Annotated in this window: 16 protein-coding genes; 6 read left to right on the forward strand and 10 right to left on the reverse strand. The window is 42.0% G+C overall.

Annotated elements, in window-relative coordinates:
• Positions 1 to 2: 2 nt before the first annotated feature.
• The 5 genes from kdsA to AC0L46_RS05295 all read right to left on the reverse strand — a co-directional run bounded on the left by kdsA (position 3) and on the right by AC0L46_RS05295 (position 4,274).
• Entirely contained in the window at positions 3 to 860 is an 858-nt protein-coding gene (gene kdsA, locus AC0L46_RS05275; protein WP_473506311.1) for a 3-deoxy-8-phosphooctulonate synthase, read from the reverse strand.
• Between the two features lie 68 nt (positions 861 to 928).
• Positions 929 to 1,903: a KpsF/GutQ family sugar-phosphate isomerase gene (locus AC0L46_RS05280; RefSeq protein WP_473506313.1), complete on the reverse strand. Its 975-nt coding sequence runs from the start codon at positions 1,901 to 1,903 to the stop codon at positions 929 to 931.
• Between the two features lie 116 nt (positions 1,904 to 2,019).
• Positions 2,020 to 3,138: a zinc ABC transporter substrate-binding protein gene (locus AC0L46_RS05285; protein WP_473506315.1), complete on the reverse strand. Its 1,119-nt coding sequence runs from the start codon at positions 3,136 to 3,138 to the stop codon at positions 2,020 to 2,022.
• A gap of 120 nt (positions 3,139 to 3,258) precedes the next feature.
• A complete protein-coding gene (locus tag AC0L46_RS05290) occupies positions 3,259 to 3,549 on the reverse strand; it encodes a succinylglutamate desuccinylase/aspartoacylase domain-containing protein (protein ID WP_473507103.1) in 291 nt (96 codons plus the stop codon).
• The gene (locus tag AC0L46_RS05295) at positions 3,477 to 4,274 is read right to left on the reverse strand and encodes a succinylglutamate desuccinylase (protein WP_473506317.1); all 798 of its coding nucleotides are present in this window, start codon (positions 4,272 to 4,274) and stop codon (positions 3,477 to 3,479) included. The genes AC0L46_RS05290 and AC0L46_RS05295 overlap by 73 nt, the downstream gene beginning before the upstream one ends.
• A gap of 232 nt (positions 4,275 to 4,506) precedes the next feature.
• On the opposite strand from AC0L46_RS05295, the gene AC0L46_RS05300 reads away from it, so the two are divergent.
• From AC0L46_RS05300 to glnK, 4 genes are all read left to right on the forward strand, one after another.
• Positions 4,507 to 5,043 carry an NUDIX hydrolase gene (locus AC0L46_RS05300; protein ID WP_473506319.1) on the forward strand — a complete coding sequence of 179 codons (537 nt, stop codon included), beginning with the start codon at positions 4,507 to 4,509 and terminating at the stop codon, positions 5,041 to 5,043.
• Positions 5,030 to 5,809 carry a DUF2927 domain-containing protein gene (locus AC0L46_RS05305; RefSeq protein WP_473506321.1) on the forward strand — a complete coding sequence of 260 codons (780 nt, stop codon included), beginning with the start codon at positions 5,030 to 5,032 and terminating at the stop codon, positions 5,807 to 5,809. Before AC0L46_RS05300 ends, AC0L46_RS05305 begins: the two co-directional genes overlap by 14 nt.
• Positions 5,810 to 5,961: 152 nt before the next feature.
• Positions 5,962 to 7,062 (forward strand): uroporphyrinogen decarboxylase, encoded by a 1,101-nt coding sequence (hemE, locus tag AC0L46_RS05310; protein WP_473506323.1) that lies wholly within the window; start codon positions 5,962 to 5,964, stop codon positions 7,060 to 7,062.
• 108 nt (positions 7,063 to 7,170) lie between these two features.
• Positions 7,171 to 7,509 (forward strand): P-II family nitrogen regulator, encoded by a 339-nt coding sequence (gene glnK, locus AC0L46_RS05315; protein ID WP_473506325.1) that lies wholly within the window; start codon positions 7,171 to 7,173, stop codon positions 7,507 to 7,509.
• Between the two features lie 103 nt (positions 7,510 to 7,612).
• On the opposite strand, the gene AC0L46_RS05320 is transcribed toward glnK, so the two are convergent.
• The 5 genes from AC0L46_RS05320 to AC0L46_RS05340 all read right to left on the reverse strand — a co-directional run bounded on the left by AC0L46_RS05320 (position 7,613) and on the right by AC0L46_RS05340 (position 11,865).
• Entirely contained in the window at positions 7,613 to 8,323 is a 711-nt protein-coding gene (locus AC0L46_RS05320; protein ID WP_414682664.1) for an ABC transporter permease, read from the reverse strand.
• Between the two features lie 3 nt (positions 8,324 to 8,326).
• Positions 8,327 to 9,016, reverse strand: a complete 690-nt coding sequence (locus AC0L46_RS05325; RefSeq protein WP_347984591.1) for an ABC transporter permease — start codon at positions 9,014 to 9,016, stop codon at positions 8,327 to 8,329.
• A gap of 89 nt (positions 9,017 to 9,105) precedes the next feature.
• Positions 9,106 to 9,864, reverse strand: coding sequence for a transporter substrate-binding domain-containing protein (locus AC0L46_RS05330; protein ID WP_473506327.1), 759 nt, complete (start codon positions 9,862 to 9,864; stop codon positions 9,106 to 9,108).
• Positions 9,865 to 9,937: 73 nt separating this feature from the next.
• A complete protein-coding gene (locus tag AC0L46_RS05335) occupies positions 9,938 to 10,705 on the reverse strand; it encodes an ABC transporter ATP-binding protein (protein ID WP_317002875.1) in 768 nt (255 codons plus the stop codon).
• A 140-nt stretch (positions 10,706 to 10,845) separates the two neighbouring features.
• Positions 10,846 to 11,865, reverse strand: a complete 1,020-nt coding sequence (locus tag AC0L46_RS05340) for a GlxA family transcriptional regulator (protein ID WP_414682719.1) — start codon at positions 11,863 to 11,865, stop codon at positions 10,846 to 10,848.
• Positions 11,866 to 12,160: 295 nt separating this feature from the next.
• Between AC0L46_RS05340 and AC0L46_RS05345 the strand changes: the two genes are divergently transcribed.
• A complete protein-coding gene (locus AC0L46_RS05345; protein WP_473506330.1) occupies positions 12,161 to 16,978 on the forward strand; it encodes an NAD-glutamate dehydrogenase in 4,818 nt (1,605 codons plus the stop codon).
• A gap of 52 nt (positions 16,979 to 17,030) precedes the next feature.
• Positions 17,031 to 18,245, forward strand: coding sequence for an aspartate aminotransferase family protein (locus tag AC0L46_RS05350; protein ID WP_473506332.1), 1,215 nt, complete (start codon positions 17,031 to 17,033; stop codon positions 18,243 to 18,245).
• Positions 18,246 to 18,384 lie beyond the last annotated feature (139 nt).

Here is an 18,384-nt window from a genome sequence, read left to right on the forward strand (position 1 = left end):
ATTTAGGCACTCGTGTCTAATTCTTCAAACGTTTTGACCAGTTCGTCAAGCTGCTTCATCTGCTTCAAGAAAGGCGCCAATTTGCCTAATGGTAAAGCACAAGGCCCGTCACATTTTGCACTGTCTGGTGTTGGGTGAGTTTCTAGGAATAAGCTCGACAAGCCTAAAGACATTCCAGCACGAGCAAGCTCTGTTACTTGAGCTCGACGGCCATCCGCAGAATCTTCACGACCGCCAGGACGTTGTAATGAATGCGTCACATCAAACATCACTGGATAACCCATCTTTTTCATTTCGCCAAAACCAAGCATATCTACAACCAAGTTGTTGTAACCCATCATGGTGCCACGCTCACACAACATCAGCTGATCATTGCCTGCTTCTTGGCATTTCGTCAGTATGTGTTTCATTTCATGAGGCGCAAGGAATTGGGCTTTTTTGATGTTAATTACCGCTCCTGTTTTTGCCATCTCAACAACCAAATCCGTTTGACGAGATAAAAAAGCTGGCAACTGAATCACATCAGCAACTTCTGCCACCGGCGCACACTGATAACCTTCGTGAACATCTGTGATAACAGGCACACCAAAAGTGTCTTTGATTTCTTGAAGAATTTTCAAACCTTCTTCCATGCCAGGCCCACGGAAAGAATTGATGGAAGATCGGTTAGCTTTATCAAACGAGCCTTTAAACACATAAGGAATATTTAATGCCTGCGTTACTTTCACATGCTCTTCTGCTACTCGCATTGCGAGATCACGAGATTCTAGAACATTAACGCCGCTGAATAATACAAACGGCAAATGGTTGGCTACTTCAACTTTGTTGCCGATTTTAATCACTTTGGATTCTTGAGACATGGTTGCTCCATTAAAATTTCAATTCGCACACTCTAAGTCAAACAGAGCAGCAAGATAGACATCAATATTTATCGATCGTAAATTTCTAAAATACCAGACACTTTTTGATCATCGTCCACAACAATTAATAAGGTAATCTTGTCGCGTAACATTTGCTCTTCAGCTTGTACTATCATGACATTTTCATTGATGGTTTTCGGGTTTGGTGTCATTAAACTTGCCATGGGTTTCTGTATCATGCCTTCACTTTCTTTCAACATAGCACGACGCAAATCACCATCGGTAAAAATCCCTAATAATTTATCTTCATCTTGAATCAAAACCACACCCATGCGGCCATGGGTCATCACAGAAATGGCTTCTTTCAACGTAGCTGTTGACGAGCATACAGGTAAGTTTTCCTTATGCATTAGGTCTTTCACACGCGTCAAGAGCTTACGCCCTAAGCTTCCGCCAGGATGAAAACGTGCAAAATCTTGCGGCTGAAAATCTCGACACTCCATCAAGGCGACGGCTAAAGCATCGCCCATTGCCGTTGTCATGGTTGTTGATGTGGTTGGTGCTAGATTATTCGGGCAGGTTTCTCTATCTACCGAAATATCCAACACACAATCGCAATGCTTGGCTAAGGTGGAATCCATATTACCAACCAAAGCAACACTTGGATTACCAAAGTTTTTCAGTGAAGGTAACAGTCTCATCAGCTCTTCTGTTTCACCTGAGTAACTGATTAACACCAACACATCTTCTGGCTGAATCATACCTAAATCGCCATGAAACGCTTCGCCAGGGTGAAGAAAAAAACTAGGCGTTCCAGTAGAAGCAAAAGTCGCTGCGATTTTTTTGCCTATCAAGCCTGATTTCCCCATACCACAGATAATGGTTCTGCCTTTACTGGCAAGAATCATACGAACAGCTTTGGCAAATTCTTCTGTAACTTGATTCGATAAATTAGTAAGAGCTTGAGCTTGAATAGATAAGGTGCGCTGAGCACTTTGGATAAGGGCGTCTGAGTGGGTATTGTTAGTCGTTAGGTCGCTCATAAAGCCTCTCTGCTCTCCATAATGAACGTAAAGTTGCGTCATTATACAGAGTAGAAAGTAAATCGCCTACCAAAGAGCAAGCTTTCACAGCTTACTCTAGTGGTAGGCGAAACACATCAATCTAAGCAGCTAAGGAATTGACCGCTCAAGGTGCTTAAGAATGTGAAGTAAGCATCTTTATTTAGAGGAATTTCACTGCCTAAAGGATCTAAAACAGCTGTTTTTACGTTAGTGCCATCTAGCAAGGCTTTAACAATGCCTGGGCTAAATTGCGGTTCACTAAATACACATTGAATTTTGTTTTCTTCAATTTGATGGCGAAGCTCTGCAACTTTCTTCGCTCCAGGTTTACGCTCTGGGCTCACTGATACTTCGCCAGAATTATTCAAACCATAATGCTCTTCGAAGTAAGTATATGCGTCATGGAAAACGATATAAGGTACTTTAGAAACCTTATCGAAAGAGTGACGTATCTCGTCATCTTTTGCAGACAAACCTTTATCGAATGCTGCTAGGTTAGCTTTGTAATATTCTGCATTTGCTGAATCTAAGTACACCATACGCATAGTCACAGCTTCCGCCAAGACTCGAGCATTATCAGGCAACAACCAAACATGTGGATCAACACCTTCATGGCTGTGACCTTCATGACCTTCATGCTCGTCGTGGTCATGTTCATCATGATCGTGGTCGTCATGCTCATCATGGTCGTGATCGTCATGTTCATCATGATCGTGGTCGTCATGCTCATCATGGTCGTGATCGTCATGCTCATCATGATCGTGGTCGTCATGTTCATCATGATCGTGGTCGTCATGCTCATCATGATCGTGGTCGTCATGCTCATCATGATCGTGGTCGTCATGCTCATCATGATCGTGGTCGTCGTGACCCTCTTCACCAAAGTTATGAAGCTCCACACCTTTCAGAGCAAGCCACTCAATAGAGGACTCTTCTTTTCCTGCGTTTTTAAGCGGTTTCTCTAGAAAGTTTTCTAGTGATTCACCCACCCAAACAACAGCATCTGCATTCGAAATTTTTCTAAGGTCAGATGGTCGCAACGCGAAGTCATGAGGTGATGCTGTGCTTGATACAATTTGTTGTATGTCCGCTTTATCGCCAGCAATGGCTGCCACGATCATGGAAACAGGACTGATACTTGTAACAATGGTTGGTTTTGCTAAAGCAAGAGGAGATAAGGCAGAAACGCCTAGCGCAAAAAAGAGTTTGTTCATTATTGGGTACCGGTTAAGATGTTATAACATAACGGTACGATATTAAAAAAAGAGATTCAAGTCATTTGACTAAAATCTCTTATAAATAAACCATCTTTAAGACACTAAAAAGGACAGCAATCAAACAAGTTGCAATGCTTCAAGCTCAATTGGTCGAACCATTAAACCCGCTCTTTGCCCGACAGGTAAATTCGTATTAGGGAAGACAATCGCATCTCCGTTTTTTTCAACCTGATACTGGCTCTTTTCGGAACGAGCTAAAACATAACCTTCCTCAAATTGAGTAAAGTTTTTCACATCATCAGCAATACTTAATTCATAGCTTTCATCGTCTTTTATTAGAGCCTCAAGTACTGAAAAACCTGCAAAGTAGACAAAGGTTTTTGCGCCAAAACACTCTCTTGTAGCAATAAAACCAAACTGCGTTCTAGATCATCAAAGCGTGACAGATCATTTTGGCCAAACGGATGAACTTTCCCAAGCTCTACGGTAAAAGCATGAGCGCCATGAGCAGCATGACTATAATAAGAAAAAGTCGTGGTTGGTTGATGGGATAGCAACACAGCTTCTATTCCGCTAGATGCTAAAAAGGCCAATTGCTCTTTGTCATAAACGGCCTTTTCGACAAATGGATGCACAACAAATTTTTCATGCATAGACCCTCGGATGGCAGTGTGCAAATCATAATGCAACCGGACTTGCTCTCCTTGCTGGTCTTCCTTTTGATAAAAATCACTGACGGCCAACTCAAGTTGTTGCGCCCTATCGGCTTCAAAACCTTCGTAGTTTTGCCAAGCTCCACTAAACAACCGATTCAGGTTCACTTCACAAAAGCGTTTTGAGCAGTTGGCAGCAATAGGATTTCCGATCAACACAAGAAGTCGAATATTTAATGTTAACTGACCTTTAAGAATCGACTTAACAAGATTATTGAGTAACTCTATCGGACCTGTTTCATTACCATGAATGCCGGCAGATAAAACAAGACTAGTAGAAGACGCCTCTGTTGGCTCAAGTCTTAAGATTCCAGTGTCTTCAACAAAGGCAGTGCCACTAGGAAAGGTAAAATGAAAAGGGGAAATTTCTTTTGGATTAGCCAAGGTTAATGCCAAAAAGTCATTATTCAAAATAGTCATTTTTTCCTTAAAGCCACCCTTAAAATAAAAAATAGGAGGCTTATCATACTGTTTTTTGCGATTTTCACACGAAACATTCAAGATTTTCATGCATAAAACAAAATAATAGGTCGCTTTATTTATACTCCACTAGGCCAGAAACGAATGACAAGAAAACAGAAATCTTTTCTTTCAAGTAAAATGCCGATACCCTCTTTATTTACAGCAATGTTTTCAACCAATCGAGTACTTTATGCCAGTGAATGACGAAGTCATTATATTAGTCGATCAACACAACAACATCATTGGTGATGTACCACGACGCAAAATGGACTTTAGCACTGACTTCCATCGCGTAACCTACATTCTTGTGTTCAATAAAGCCGGAAACCTACTTGTTCAAAAAAGAGCCGCGGACAAAGCCTTTTGTCCAAACTTTTATGGCATAACAACCGGTGGTGTTGTGGAAAAAGGCGAATCCTATATAGACTCAGCACACCGCGAATTACAAGAAGAGCTTGGCTTTGATGCGCCATTAGAAAGCCAAGGTATTTTTCTCACCCAAGGAGAAGGGTTTAACATCTGGGGCAAAATCTTCGTGTGTCACTACGATCAAGAAGAGCATGGGGAGCTAACACTCCAACAAAAAGAAGTCGCTTCAATCCATGAAATGAGTATTGATGATATTCTCACCAACCCAAATAATTTGCCTTTCACGCCTGATTCTTTGGATGCTTTACAGCATTTCACTGGCCAATTAACCCAAGCTAAATCAGATGATCCGCTTTAGTCTTTTACTTTCACTCCTTTGGCTCGCTCTTCCGTCTCTTGCTCAAGAGCGTTGGCAAAGCGATCAATACATCCAAGACAGTTTCATTAAAATTGCATTGGGACGTGAGTACAAAGAAACAAAATACCCAAAACTCATACGCTGGAATCAGCCTATAAAACTGTTCTTTGAAAGCGAAAGCGGAGACAACGAACTGCAAAAAGAGTTACTAAGTGTCCACGCCAAGCACCTTGCGTCCATCACAGGTTTATCGATTGAATTTACAGACAATCCTAAAAAAGCAAACATGTTTGCCATCTTCACTCGCTACGAAAACATGGAAAACAAGGTTCAGCAGTATATTGGCGATCCTGAAAAAATTCGCGCAGCTTTGAACGAAGCGATATGTCTCGGCACATTCAGGCGCAACTCACGTTATGAAATAACTAAAGGCATCATTATTATCCCAGTGGACTATGCACGGGAAAAAGCTCGCTTCTTAGATTGTATCGTTGAGGAAATCACCCAGTTACTCGGACTGCCCAATGATTCTGACGATGTATTTCCCTCAATTTTTAATGACATTAGTATTGATACTTACCTCAGCCCTCTCGACTATATTTTGCTAAAAGCCCTGTATTCTTCTAAGCTAAAACAAGGTATGGATGAAAAGCAAACCAAAGCGGCGTTCCCATCCGTTTTAAAGAATTTACATGCCAATAAAAACATTGAGAATGCAACCCAACAAGTACAGTTCCACAGCCTAAAAAGATATCTAGGTGATTGATTACTCTTATAAATAGCCATTAACAAACCCTGCTATAGATCAATATTATTGGTCTTTTCAACGGGCTTCTCATAAATTGTATTTATTCCCTCTGCTTTTCCCTTACAAGTTAGGTAAAATGCGCTCAATAAAATTCACATCGGAGAGTATTAATGTTTCCAGAACTCAAAAATGACCGCTTCTTGCGCGCATTGCTCAAACAGCCAGTCGACACAACCCCTGTATGGATGATGAGACAAGCTGGACGCTATTTACCAGAATATCGAGCAAGTCGAGCAACTGCTGGAGATTTTTTGAGCTTATGTAAAAACGACGCATTTGCCTGTGAAGTGACGCTACAGCCACTTAGACGATATGAATTAGATGCCGCGATTTTATTTTCAGACATCTTAACCATCCCTGATGCAATGGGCTTAGGCTTATATTTCGAAACAGGGGAAGGCCCAAAATTCAAACATAAAATCCGTACAAAAGCAGATGTTGAAGCTTTACCAATTACAACAGCAAACGACCTCGATTATGTGATGAAAGCTGTCACCACTATTCGTCATGCGTTAAACGGCGATGTGCCACTAATAGGCTTTTCTGGCAGTCCATGGACTTTAGCGACTTATATGGTTGAAGGCGGATCAAGCAAAGATTTCCGTCACATTAAAGCCATGATGTACCAATCTCCAGAGACGCTTCATGCCCTATTAAACAAATTGGCTGAATCAGTAACAGCCTACCTAAATGGGCAGATTTTAGCTGGCGCACAAGCTCTACAAATATTTGATACTTGGGGCGGTGTTTTGAGTGGCCCGATGTACCAGCAGTTCTCATTGCTCTACATGAAGCAAATCCTAGATGGCCTTATCCGTGAACATAATGGGCAAAAAATCCCAGTGATCTTGTTCACTAAAAATGGCGGCCAATGGTTAGAAAACATGGCAGCCACTGGTCCAGATGCATTAGGTTTAGATTGGACAACTGATATTTCTGAAGCTCGCGCTCGCGTTGGCGATAAAGTGGCATTACAAGGAAACATCGATCCTAGCGTGCTTTATGCAGATCAGAGTGTCATCGAGCGTGAAGTGGAAAACGTACTATCGGGATTTGGTCATGGTACTGGCCATGTATTTAATCTTGGTCACGGCATACATCAGTTCGTCAACCCTGATCACCCAAAATACCTAATTGACGCTGTGCATAAATTGGGTGAAAAGTATCATCAGCCTGAGTTTGATGACCTAGACGCGATGAATGGCCTTTAGTAAATAACACTAGAAAGAAGCTTCATAAACATCAAGTATGTAGCGCCTTTAATAAGAGAGTGGTATTTTAAATCCAAAGAATACTTTTTATTCCTATGGAGAGCAGAAATGAAATTAATTACAGCCATTATTAAACCCTTCAAACTAGATGAAGTACGTGAGGCATTATCCGAAATAGGAATTAATGGCATCACAGTAACAGAAGTGAAGGGTTTTGGTCGTCAACGAGGCCACACCGAACTTTACCGTGGCGCTGAGTATGTGGTTGATTTTTTACCTAAGGTTAAACTAGAACTTGCCATAGAAAGCGACCAAGTTGAACGTGCAATCGAAGTAATACAAAACAGCGCGAACACAGGAAAAATTGGTGACGGTAAAATTTTCGTTATTACTCTTGAGCAAGTTATCCGAATCCGTACAGGCGAAACTGGAAACGAAGCGATTTAACACTTCATTTTCAGAACCAAAAGTACGATCAGAATCGCAATAAAAAAGAGGCTTAAGCCTCTTTTTTATTGCTCCGAATCCATTCTCAAAAAACAGCCTCACATTACCCTTTATCTGGAACCTTAATAGATAAAGTACCTAGGTAACGGTTTTGACGTAATTCTATTTGACGGAAAATCGCAATAACAACAATACTGATCAACAAATATATGCCACCAGCCGCCAAGAAAATTTCCATCGGCGTATAGGTTCTTGCGATGATGGTTCTTGCCATACCGGTCAAGTCCAAAATGGTAATGGTACTTGCCAACGCACTGCCCTTTAGCATCAAGATAATCTCGTTACCGTAAGCAGGTAAAACAATACCAAATGCCCGAGGCAAAAGAATACGACGGTACATTTGTACTTTCGTCATACCGACTACTTTACAAGCCTCAACTTCACCCTGAGGAATGGCTTGAATCGCGCCTCTGAAAATCTCTGCCGTATAAGCAGACGTATTCAAAGTAAAAGCAATAATGGCGCACCAAAAAGGTTCTCTTAGAATAGGCCAAAAGATACTTTCTCGTACTACATCAAATTGCGACGCACCGTAATAAACCAAAAAGATTTGCACCAACAAAGGCGTACCACGGAAGAAGAAGATATAAGCAAAAGGAAATGCTCTTATCCAAGCAACAGGGGAAATTCTCGCTAAAGCAATTGGCAAGGCCAATATTCCACCTAACACAACAGATAAAACCACTAACTGTAAACTAACCCAAGCGCCACTTAACAAACGGGGAAAGTATTCAACAACAACTGAAAAGTCCATTCATTATCCCCTTGTTAAACCGCGACTGGCTCGTTTTTCTAAGTAAGAAACCAAAACCATAGAAACAATGGTTAAAGCCAAATACATGAAAGCGGCCACCAAATAAAACAAAAACGCTTCTTTCGTACTGCTAACGGCAATGTTAGCTTTACGCATGATGTCATCAAGACCAACAACAGAAACAAGCGCGGTGTCTTTCAGCAAGACTAGAAATAAATTACCAATACCTGGCAAGGCAATACGCCAAACCTGCGGTAAAATAATGCGATAAAACTTACGAACAGGCCCCATACCTAAAGCAATTGCAGCTTCATGCTGCCCTTTAGGGATTGACTGTAAAGCACCTCGGAAAACTTCTGTCGCATAAGCTCCAAAGGTTAAACCAAGTGCTGTAACACCCGCGGCAAACGCACCTACTTCAATGTATTCGTCATAGCCAAATACGCTGGCAATGGCCATCAAAACACTGGTGGCGCCAAAGTAAATAATAAGAACCGTTAATAGTTCAGGAATACCACGAATAATGGTTGTGTAGCCATGAGCAATCCATCGGAAGAGTTTAATCGAGGACAATTTGGCGGAAGCACCCAATAACCCAAGAATTAAACCGACAAACAGAGAAGACAATGCTAGCTCTAAGGTAACGACAGCACCTTGCAGCAGCTGGTCACCGAATCCATGAAGATCAATCATAGTTTTTTCTCAGAGTAAGCGAAAAAGAGGTTCCTCGGCTTTTAAACACCGAGGAACTTTATATGGAGACTTAAATTAACAAGTCACCCTTAGTAGATAGAGAATGGGAAGTAACGAGCGTTGATTTTCTCGTAAGTGCCATCAGCAATCAGCTCATCAAGCGCTTTGTTCAATTTCTCTTTTAACTCAGAGTCACCTTTACGAACAGCAATACCGATTTCGTCGTTTTTCATGAAAGAGTTGCCTTTGAACTCAAACTGAGACGCGCCTTCTGCTGTTTTCAACCAGTTGTAAGTTGGTAGTTCGTCAGACAAAACGATGTCTAAACGGCCAGAAAGAAGATCTAGATAAACGTTATCTTGGTTATCATAGAATTTTAGATCTGCTTTGCCAGTGAAGTTATCTTCTAGGTATTGAGCACCCAAAGTTGCACGCTGCGCACCAATTGTTTTGCCAGATAGATCGCTTAGGTCAAATGTCTCACCAACACGGCCCATGAAGCGCAATCCGCCAGAGTAGTATTTGTTAGTAAAATCAACGACTTTCAAGCGATCTTCAGTGATAGACATAGAAGCAATAATGGCATCAAATTTACGTACTTTTAAACCAGGAATCAGACCATCCCAGTCTTGAGTCAGGATTTCACAATCCGCTTCCATTCTTGAACATAAGGCACGCGCAATATCAACATCAAAACCTTGTGGCATACCCGCAGCATCAATAAAGTTGAATGGTGCCCAAGCACCTTCAGTCACAAAGCGTACTTTATCTGCTGCTTGAGCAGAAATAGTAGACATTGCTGCAGTTACTAATAAAGCAGAACCTAAGACAATTTTTTTAAGTTTCATAACACTACCTTTTTGATTATTAAATTATTCACGATAACAAGAGTTAAATCTGTCCTTCCAACCCTGCTACTTCTTAAAATGCACTAGACAAAAATGCTTTGCAACGCTCTGATTTAGGCGAGCCAAACACTTCGTCAGGTGTTCCTTTTTCTTCAACAACGCCTTTATGTAAAAAGACAACATCACTTGACACTTCACGTGCGAAATTCATTTCATGGGTCACAATAAGCATTGTGCGCCCTTCTTCAGCTAGATTACGCATAACACCTAACACTTCCCCAACCAATTCAGGGTCAAGTGCAGAAGTTGGCTCATCAAACAAAATAAGCTGAGGGTCCATAGCCAATGTTCTGGCAATCGCAACACGCTGTTGCTGTCCACCAGACAATTGATTTGGGTACATATTTTTCTTTTCTGCTATTCCTACTTTGCGTAACAAATGCTCTGCATATTCAGCAACTTCTTGCTTCGGACGCTTTAGAACATTCAAAGGGCCTTCCATTACATTTTGCAAAATAGTCATATGAGGCCAAAGGTTAAAGCTCTGGAAAACAAATCCGATTTGCTGGCGCATCTTGGTAAGTTGCCTCATATTATTAGCAACAAGATCCGTCTCACCTTGCACCAAGTCCAACTTACCGCCATTGAAGATTATTTCACCTTGCGTTGGGTTCTCAAGTAAGTTGATACAACGTAAAAACGTGCTTTTACCAGAACCACTAGAGCCAAGAATTGAGATAACATCACCATCATAAGCCTTCAAAGAAATACCTTTGAGTACTTCAACATCGCCAAATGTCTTATGAATATCAATGAGTTCTAACGCTGGGGCTTTCGACATGGTTTTTTTACCTTATTTTATTAGCAGCTAACTGTCTCTAACGAGGCGTAATAAACGCATACACCTCTTTGTAACTCCATTTATACTGTCACGAAGAATACAAAAATCACGCCAAAAACAGTCTTAACCAGTAGTTTAAATTATTTTTTCCAAAGTTGCCTTTTTTTCCGGTCGCTCTGTAACGGAATTGAAACCTTGTTATGGGTTTTCTTACGTTCCTCTCTTGGCGTCACACCAAAAAAACTTTTATACGTCGTACTAAAATGGGGCGCTGTAGAAAACCCACACTCATTACCAATATCATTAATAGCTTTATCTGTTTGAGTTAACAACTGTTTAGCATGCTGCAGGCGCAATTCTAAATAGTAGCGAGAAGGCACAATGTCTAAATTACTTTTAAACAACCTCTCCAAGTGCCGTCTAGAAACGCCAACGTGGTAAGCAATATCATCAGAAGAAAGCGGCTCTTGAATATTGGCTTCCATCAATTGAACAGCTTCAACCAGTTTTGGCTGTCCGGTGCCGATACGCGCTTGCAAAGGAATCCTTTGCGGGTCGTCGTGTGTACGGATTCGCTCACACACAAACTGCTCAGAAATACTGCTCGCCAAACTCATACCATGCTGTTTTCCTATTAGAAACAACATCATATCCATGGCTGCTGTGCCGCCACTACAGGTGTAGCGGTCTCTATCCACTTCAAACAAATGATTAGACACAATCGTCTGTGGAAACTCGTCACGGAGGTTAGCAATACTCCACCAATGAATCGTCGCTCGATAACCATCTAACAACCCTGCTTTGGCTAGTAAATGACTTCCAGTGCAAACGCCACCGAGTCCAACATTTCTTTTTGCTTGTTTTTTTAACCAATTTTCTAAAGTTTGATTTTCGTTTTTTGACACAGGTGAAGACCCGCACACAAAAATAGCATCTAAATCACTCGGCGCATCACAAGTTAAGTAGTCCGAGACGGTTACAACCCCCGTATTTGAAGGCATTTCTCTTTCACCGTAACTAATAGTACAAAAAGAATAGAGCTCTTTTCCTGTTACCCAGTTCGCCATATGCAAGGTTTCGATTGCAGAAGAAAAACCCAGCATAGAATAATTAGGCAACAGCAAAAAACCGTATTTTAGGGGCTTTTTACTTGCCTGCATGATTTCTCTTGATGCGAATTCACTCTTGTACAAAATATTATCCTGCGAACTATAGGCAAAAAAGAAGTTTATTTCGTTTAAAATGGATAACAAAGGTTTTTTACTTCTTTCACAAGATGTAAGAGCCTTTGAAAACCACACATGGAAACAACATGTCGCTATTAAGAAAGTTACTAACTATCAAAGGTTTGGTTTTTTCATAATAATCTTATGCAGAGTCTAAGCCAAATACTTTCGCAAAATCGCATTTACAACTAGTTTTATTATGAACACCACTCACAAGGGATGAGTTCTAATGACTGACCACAAAAAAAATGAATTAATCGAACGCGTTGAAGTAGAAATAAATGAAAACTTTAGTGATGCTGAAGCAAGCAACATTATTCAGCTCGCGCACCTTTATTTCCAAGACTCTCTAACAGAAGATTTGGCAGCCGAATCCATTGAAAACCTATACGGCACAATTATCTGCCTATGGGATTTCTTGCAAAATCGCGCTCCAGACCAACCTAAAATCCGCGTTTACAACCCGAATTATGAAGAACACAGTTGGCAATCAACGCACACAGTCGTTGAAATTTTAACGCAAGACATGCCTTTCTTAGTGTCATCCTTCAGCATGACGCTTGTTCGCTTGGGCTACACAATACACATGACAGTGCATCCGCTTGTACCTGTCGAGCGAAACAAAAAAGGCGAACTTATCAAAATAGGATCGTCTGCCAACACCAACGACTCATTAATGCGTTTTGAAATTGGCCGTTTATCCGATACTAATGTTTTAGATCAAATCAAAGACGAGCTTACTAAAACATTTAGCGACATCACCAAAGCCGTGAATGATTGGCCGCCAATGCAAACCAAGCTTAATGACATCATCACAGAGTCAGAAGGCATTGCGCACCTAAAAGACAACGCAGAACACCAAGAAAACTTAGACTTTCTTCGTTGGGTTGCCAACAACCACTTCACTTTTGTCGGCTTTCGTTCATACGACCTAGTTATAGAAAACGATGAAACGCATCTAAAGCTTGTTGATGGTTCAGGGTTGGGCACGTTCCGCGACCTGAGTGACAAGAAAGTAAAACGTGACATCGTTTTGCACGATCATCTTGCCAAACTAGCTGTCGATAATACAAACATGTTGATTTTAACTAAATCAACGGCGATCTCGACCATCCATCGCCCTGTTCATTTGGACTATTTGGGCATCAAACGCTTTGATAAGAAAGGCAATGTGATTGGCGAGTGGCGTTTCTTCGGTTTGTATTCCTCTACTGCCTACATCGCACGCCTACAAGATATTCCATTGCTGCGTAAAAAGCTGGAATTGATCATTGAAAAATCGAATGTGGATCCAAACAGCCACAAGGGCAAGAACCTCAAGCACATTCTAAATAGTTATCCTCGTGATGAAATGTTGCAAGCACCAGCGGAGCACCTTTTCAACGCGATTGAAAGCATTTTGGCTATCCAAGAGCGCCGCCAATTACGCGTTTTCCTACGCAAGGATATTTATGGTCGCTTCTTAAATGCATTGGTTTATGTACCAAGAGACCGCTACAACACTGAACTCCGTATTAAAATGCAAGAAATTCTGATGAATGCATGCAACGGAACCAGTTCAGAATTCAATGTACAGTTTTCTCAATTGGTCTTGGCTCGCGTCAATTTCACAATACAAATTGCAGATCCGAAGCAAAGCCCAAAAATTGATGCAGAAGAAATCCAAAGCCGTATGCAAGATGCAATGACATCTTGGGAAGATAAGCTTCTAAATGCATTGTACAAAAGTCATGGTGAAGAAAGCGGCAACAAACTGTACAACACTTACACGCCTTATCTACCCGTGGCTTACCGAGAAGACTTCTCTCCGAATGCTGCAGTATTAGATATTGAGCGCTTAAGCCTACTTGGAGGCGAAGGCGATATATCTACACACCTTTACCGTCAAGTTGGCCAAGCGCAAAACAATTACTTCTTTAAAGTCTATGGCGCTGGCACAACACTGGTTCTGTCCGATGTATTGCCAATTTTAGAATGCATGGGACTGCGCGTTTTGGAAGCTCGCCCTTACGAGCTAGACCAAAACGGCGATGGCAAAGCCGACACATGGGTTGTTGAATTCGCTATCTGTGTTGATGCAGATGTAAACCTTGAAAAACCAGCACAGCGCGAAGCCTTCCAAGATGCTTTCAATCAAGTATTTAGCCGTCGAGTTGAAAACGATCGCTTTAATGCCTTAGTACTTAACGCTTCTTTAACGTGGCGCCAAATTACTATGCTGCGAGCATTAACCAAATACTTGATGCAACTTCAAGTGCCTTTCTCTGGCCAATACATGCAACAAACCCTAGAGAAAAACACCAGCATCACACGTTTGCTTGTGCAACTTTTTGAACAACGCTTTGACCCTAGCCAAACAACTAAGCGCGCTGAAAAAGTACAAAAACTACTTGAGAAAATTGATCTTGAATTAGATCAAGTTGCAAATCTAGATGAAGATAGAATCCTGAAACATTACTTGTCCGTTCTTCAAGCAATGCTACGAACTAACTTCTATCAAGCCGATGCAGAAGGCGGAATCAAAGACTATGTGTCTTTCAAATTAGACCCTTCTCTGATTCCAGCGGTTCCTTTACCGCGCCCTAAATTTGAAATTTTCGTTTACGCTCCTTGGGTGGAAGGCGTGCATATGCGCGGCGGAAAAGTGGCTCGTGGTGGACTTCGTTGGTCTGACCGCATGGAAGACTTTAGAACCGAAGTTCTTGGTCTTGTTAAAGCCCAAATGGTTAAAAATGCCGTTATTGTTCCTGCGGGCGCAAAAGGCGGTTTCGTTGCGAAGCAATTGAAAAAGAACGCTTCACGCGAAGAAGTTCAAGCGGAAGTGGTTCATTGTTACACCACCTTCATTAGCGGCTTGTTAGACATTACTGACAATCTAGTACAGAACGAAGTCGTTGCTCCTCTTTCTGTTGAGCGTTACGACGAAGACGATCCATATTTAGTAGTCGCAGCAGACAAAGGCACAGCAACTTTCTCTGATTTAGCCAACAGCATTTCAGAGAAATACGGTTTCTGGCTAGGAGACGCCTTCGCTTCTGGTGGCTCAAATGGTTACGACCACAAGAAAATGGGCATCACGGCGCGTGGCGCATGGGAATCGGTTAAACGCCAATTTAAAGAAATTGGTATCGATTGCCAAACAACCGACTTTACTGCCGTGGGCGTGGGCGATATGGCCGGTGACGTTTTTGGTAACGGCATGCTGCTATCAAAACATACTCGCTTAGTGGCTGCTTTTAATCACATGCACATCTTTATTGATCCGACGCCAGATGCGGCGTCATCCTTCGCTGAACGTGAACGCATGTTTAAATTGCCTCGTTCATCTTGGGAAGATTACAACAAAGAATTGATTTCAAAAGGCGGCGGTATCTTTAACCGCTCTGCGAAATCGATTCCGATTAATGCAGACATTCGCAAAGCATTAGGTATCGAAGGCAATGTTAAGTCCATGGCGCCGATTGATTTAATCAACGCCATTCTTAAAGCGCCAGTTGATCTACTTTGGAACGGCGGTATCGGTACTTACGTTAAATCTGAAGGTGAGTCTCACGCCGATGCTGGCGACAGTGCAAACAATGGATTACGTGTAAATGGTAAAGAGTTGCGCTGCAAAATTGTTGGCGAAGGCGGCAACTTAGGCCTTACTCAACTGGGTCGTATTGAGTTCGCTCAAAACGGCGGCTTGATTAGCACAGATGCCATCGACAACTCAGCCGGTGTAGACAGCTCAGACCACGAAGTAAACATTAAGATCTTGCTGAACCGTGTTGTTGAAAACGGCGACATGACTGAGAAGCAACGCAACAGCTTGTTAGCAGAAATGACAGACGAAGTCGGTAATCTTGTTTTACGTCACAACCTTGGCCAGAGCCATGTGTTGTCGCTTGCTAATGCGCAAGCACCAGAGCGTTTAGCAGATCATTGGCGTTTGATTCAGTCTCTTGTTCGTGAGGGTCGATTGAACCGTGAGATCGAGTTCTTGCCAAGTGATGCTCAAATTAAACGACGCTTAAACAAAGGTTTAGGACTTACTCGCCCTGAAATATCCGTCTTGTTGGCTTACTCGAAAATTAAGCTCTCTGAACAATTGGTCATCGATGGTATTGGCGAAGATTCGGATTTAACGACTCAAATCAATGAGTATTTCCCGACTCAATTGACGAAGCGTTTTGGCAACCAAATGTCTTCACACCCATTGATTCAAGAAATCATTGCTGGGCATGTAACAAACAATCTTGGCAACCGTATGGGGCCAACCTTTACGACTTATATGCAAGAAGAAACAGGCGCATCATCGTTGAATGTTGTTCGAGCTTACATGGCGGCAGAAGATATCTTCGGCATTGCAGCACTGTGGGATGCAATCAATGATTTAGACTTTGTTGTTTCCAATGCTGTGTTGAATGATTTGTTGATCCAAATCCAAGGGCTCATCGAACGTGCAACATTGTGGTTGCTACGCAACACCCGCGAAAGCTTGTCTATCCAGCGTTTAAAAGACACTTACAAACCTGGTATCGATATTATTCGAGCCAACATGCAAGCGATCTTAACGGAATCAAGCAAAGCGCACTTAGCGGATATTTCTGCCGACCTTGTTAGCAAGAATATCCCAGCGGAACTGGCAGACACCTTGTCTTCTCTTCAAGCGCTATTCTACGGCTTGGACATCATTCGTGTTGCCGCCAATACAGACACAGAAGTACTTGATGTTGCTCAAACCTATTTCGCTTTGGAAATGGACTTAGAGCTACATTGGTTACGCCATAAAGCAAGCGAACTGCCTGCTGATGATATGTGGCAACAACGGGCGAAAGCAGGATTGGGCGACGAAGTCGACAGCAGCCTAAGAACATTAACTCAAGCCGTGATTCAATCTAGCATTGACATCAAGAAACTGGAGGAACGCTTAACTCATTGGCGTGAGTCAAATAGCGAAAATATAAACCATTACCGCGCGACTTTCGGTGAGATCAAAGCTGAAAGTGAATTAACGCTACCAATGGTAACCGTCGCTATTCGAGAGTTAAGAAATCTGATATAAATTTAACGGTGGCCGTTACCTCGGCCACCTATTTTTTAAGAGGAATAAACAAGTGACATTACAAGTAACGAGAGCAACCTTTGATGAAGTAATGGTTCCTAACTACGCACCTTCGGCAATTATTCCAGTGCGTGGCGAAGGCTCTCGCGTGTGGGACAAAGAAGGCAAAGAATACATCGATTTTGCAGGCGGCATTGCGGTTACTGCATTAGGTCATTCCCATCCAACTCTAGTCAACGTCATGCGCGAACAAGCTGGACAACTTTGGCACCTAGCCAATGTTATGACCAACGAGCCAGCATTACGATTAGCTAAAAAGCTGACTGACAAAACGTTTGCAGATCGCGTCTTTTTTGCAAACAGTGGCGCAGAAGCAAATGAAGCTGCATTTAAGCTAGCACGTCGTTACGCATTTGATCATTTCGGTCCTGAAAAGCACGAAATCATTGCTTTCAATAAGTCTTTCCATGGCCGTACTTTGTTTACTGTTTCTGTTGGTGGACAAGCAAAATACAAAGAGGGTTTTGAGCCGACTCCAGGTGGCATCAAACATTGTGACTACAATGATATTGAGCAATTGAAAGCCATCATCAGTGACAAAACTTGCGCGGTTGTAATCGAGCCAATCCAAGGTGAAGGCGGCGTTATTCCTGCTGATAAAGAATTCGCTAAGCAAGTTCGTGAGCTATGTGACCAGCACAATGCTTTACTTGTTTTTGATGAAGTTCAATCTGGTGTTGGCCGTACAGGTACTTTATATGCCTACGAGCAACTAGGTGTAAAACCTGATGTGCTGACGACTGCAAAAGCACTAGGCAATGGTTTCCCTGTTGGCGCTATGTTGGCAACAGAAGAAACAGCAAAAAGCTTAGCCTTCGGTACTCACGGCAGTACTTATGGCGGCAATCCAATGGCATGTTCTATTGCTGAAGCTGTGATTGATATCGTTGATACTCCTGAAGTTCTAAGTGGCATTCAAGAACGTCACGATATTTTTGTTGCAGGTCTAAAAGCCATCAACGAAAAACTTAATGTGTTTAAAGACATTCGTGGTATGGGTCTTTTGATTGGCGCTGAAGTGGTTGATTCTCTTGCTGGAAAAGCAGGGACTTTCGTAACAGCGGCCGCAGCAGAAGGCCTATTTGTTTTAGTAGCTGGACCAAATGTTTTACGTTTAGCCCCTTCTTTGGTTATCCCAAAAGAAGATATTGCAGAAGGCCTTTCTCGTTTAGAAAAAGCCATTGAAAAAGCGATTGCTAACGCATAAGACACTTAATAAAAGTGACTAAGCAGAAACAAAAAATCGAGCCTCGGCTCGATTTTTTTATGTCTAAGTTCGAATAAGACTAAAAATGGGCAAATTTGTTCCTATTGTCGTCTTTTTTGCAGATTCCTTAAAAGCCGGC

Source organism: Marinomonas sp. 15G6-16 (genome assembly GCF_055809555.1).

Coding starts and splice junctions, on each gene's coding strand:
- kdsA (WP_473506311.1), bottom strand. CDS start 860: ATGTCTCAAGAATCCAAAGTGATTAAAATCGGCAACAAAGTTGAAGTA.
- AC0L46_RS05280 (WP_473506313.1), bottom strand. CDS start 1,903: ATGAGCGACCTAACGACTAACAATACCCACTCAGACGCCCTTATCCAA.
- AC0L46_RS05285 (WP_473506315.1), bottom strand. CDS start 3,138: ATGAACAAACTCTTTTTTGCGCTAGGCGTTTCTGCCTTATCTCCTCTT.
- AC0L46_RS05295 (WP_473506317.1), bottom strand. CDS start 4,274: ATGACTATTTTGAATAATGACTTTTTGGCATTAACCTTGGCTAATCCA.
- AC0L46_RS05300 (WP_473506319.1), top strand. CDS start 4,507: ATGCCAGTGAATGACGAAGTCATTATATTAGTCGATCAACACAACAAC.
- AC0L46_RS05305 (WP_473506321.1), top strand. CDS start 5,030: ATGATCCGCTTTAGTCTTTTACTTTCACTCCTTTGGCTCGCTCTTCCG.
- hemE (WP_473506323.1), top strand. CDS start 5,962: ATGTTTCCAGAACTCAAAAATGACCGCTTCTTGCGCGCATTGCTCAAA.
- glnK (WP_473506325.1), top strand. CDS start 7,171: ATGAAATTAATTACAGCCATTATTAAACCCTTCAAACTAGATGAAGTA.
- AC0L46_RS05320 (WP_414682664.1), bottom strand. CDS start 8,323: ATGGACTTTTCAGTTGTTGTTGAATACTTTCCCCGTTTGTTAAGTGGC.
- AC0L46_RS05325 (WP_347984591.1), bottom strand. CDS start 9,016: ATGATTGATCTTCATGGATTCGGTGACCAGCTGCTGCAAGGTGCTGTC.
- AC0L46_RS05330 (WP_473506327.1), bottom strand. CDS start 9,864: ATGAAACTTAAAAAAATTGTCTTAGGTTCTGCTTTATTAGTAACTGCA.
- AC0L46_RS05335 (WP_317002875.1), bottom strand. CDS start 10,705: ATGTCGAAAGCCCCAGCGTTAGAACTCATTGATATTCATAAGACATTT.
- AC0L46_RS05340 (WP_414682719.1), bottom strand. CDS start 11,865: ATGCAGGCAAGTAAAAAGCCCCTAAAATACGGTTTTTTGCTGTTGCCT.
- AC0L46_RS05345 (WP_473506330.1), top strand. CDS start 12,161: ATGACTGACCACAAAAAAAATGAATTAATCGAACGCGTTGAAGTAGAA.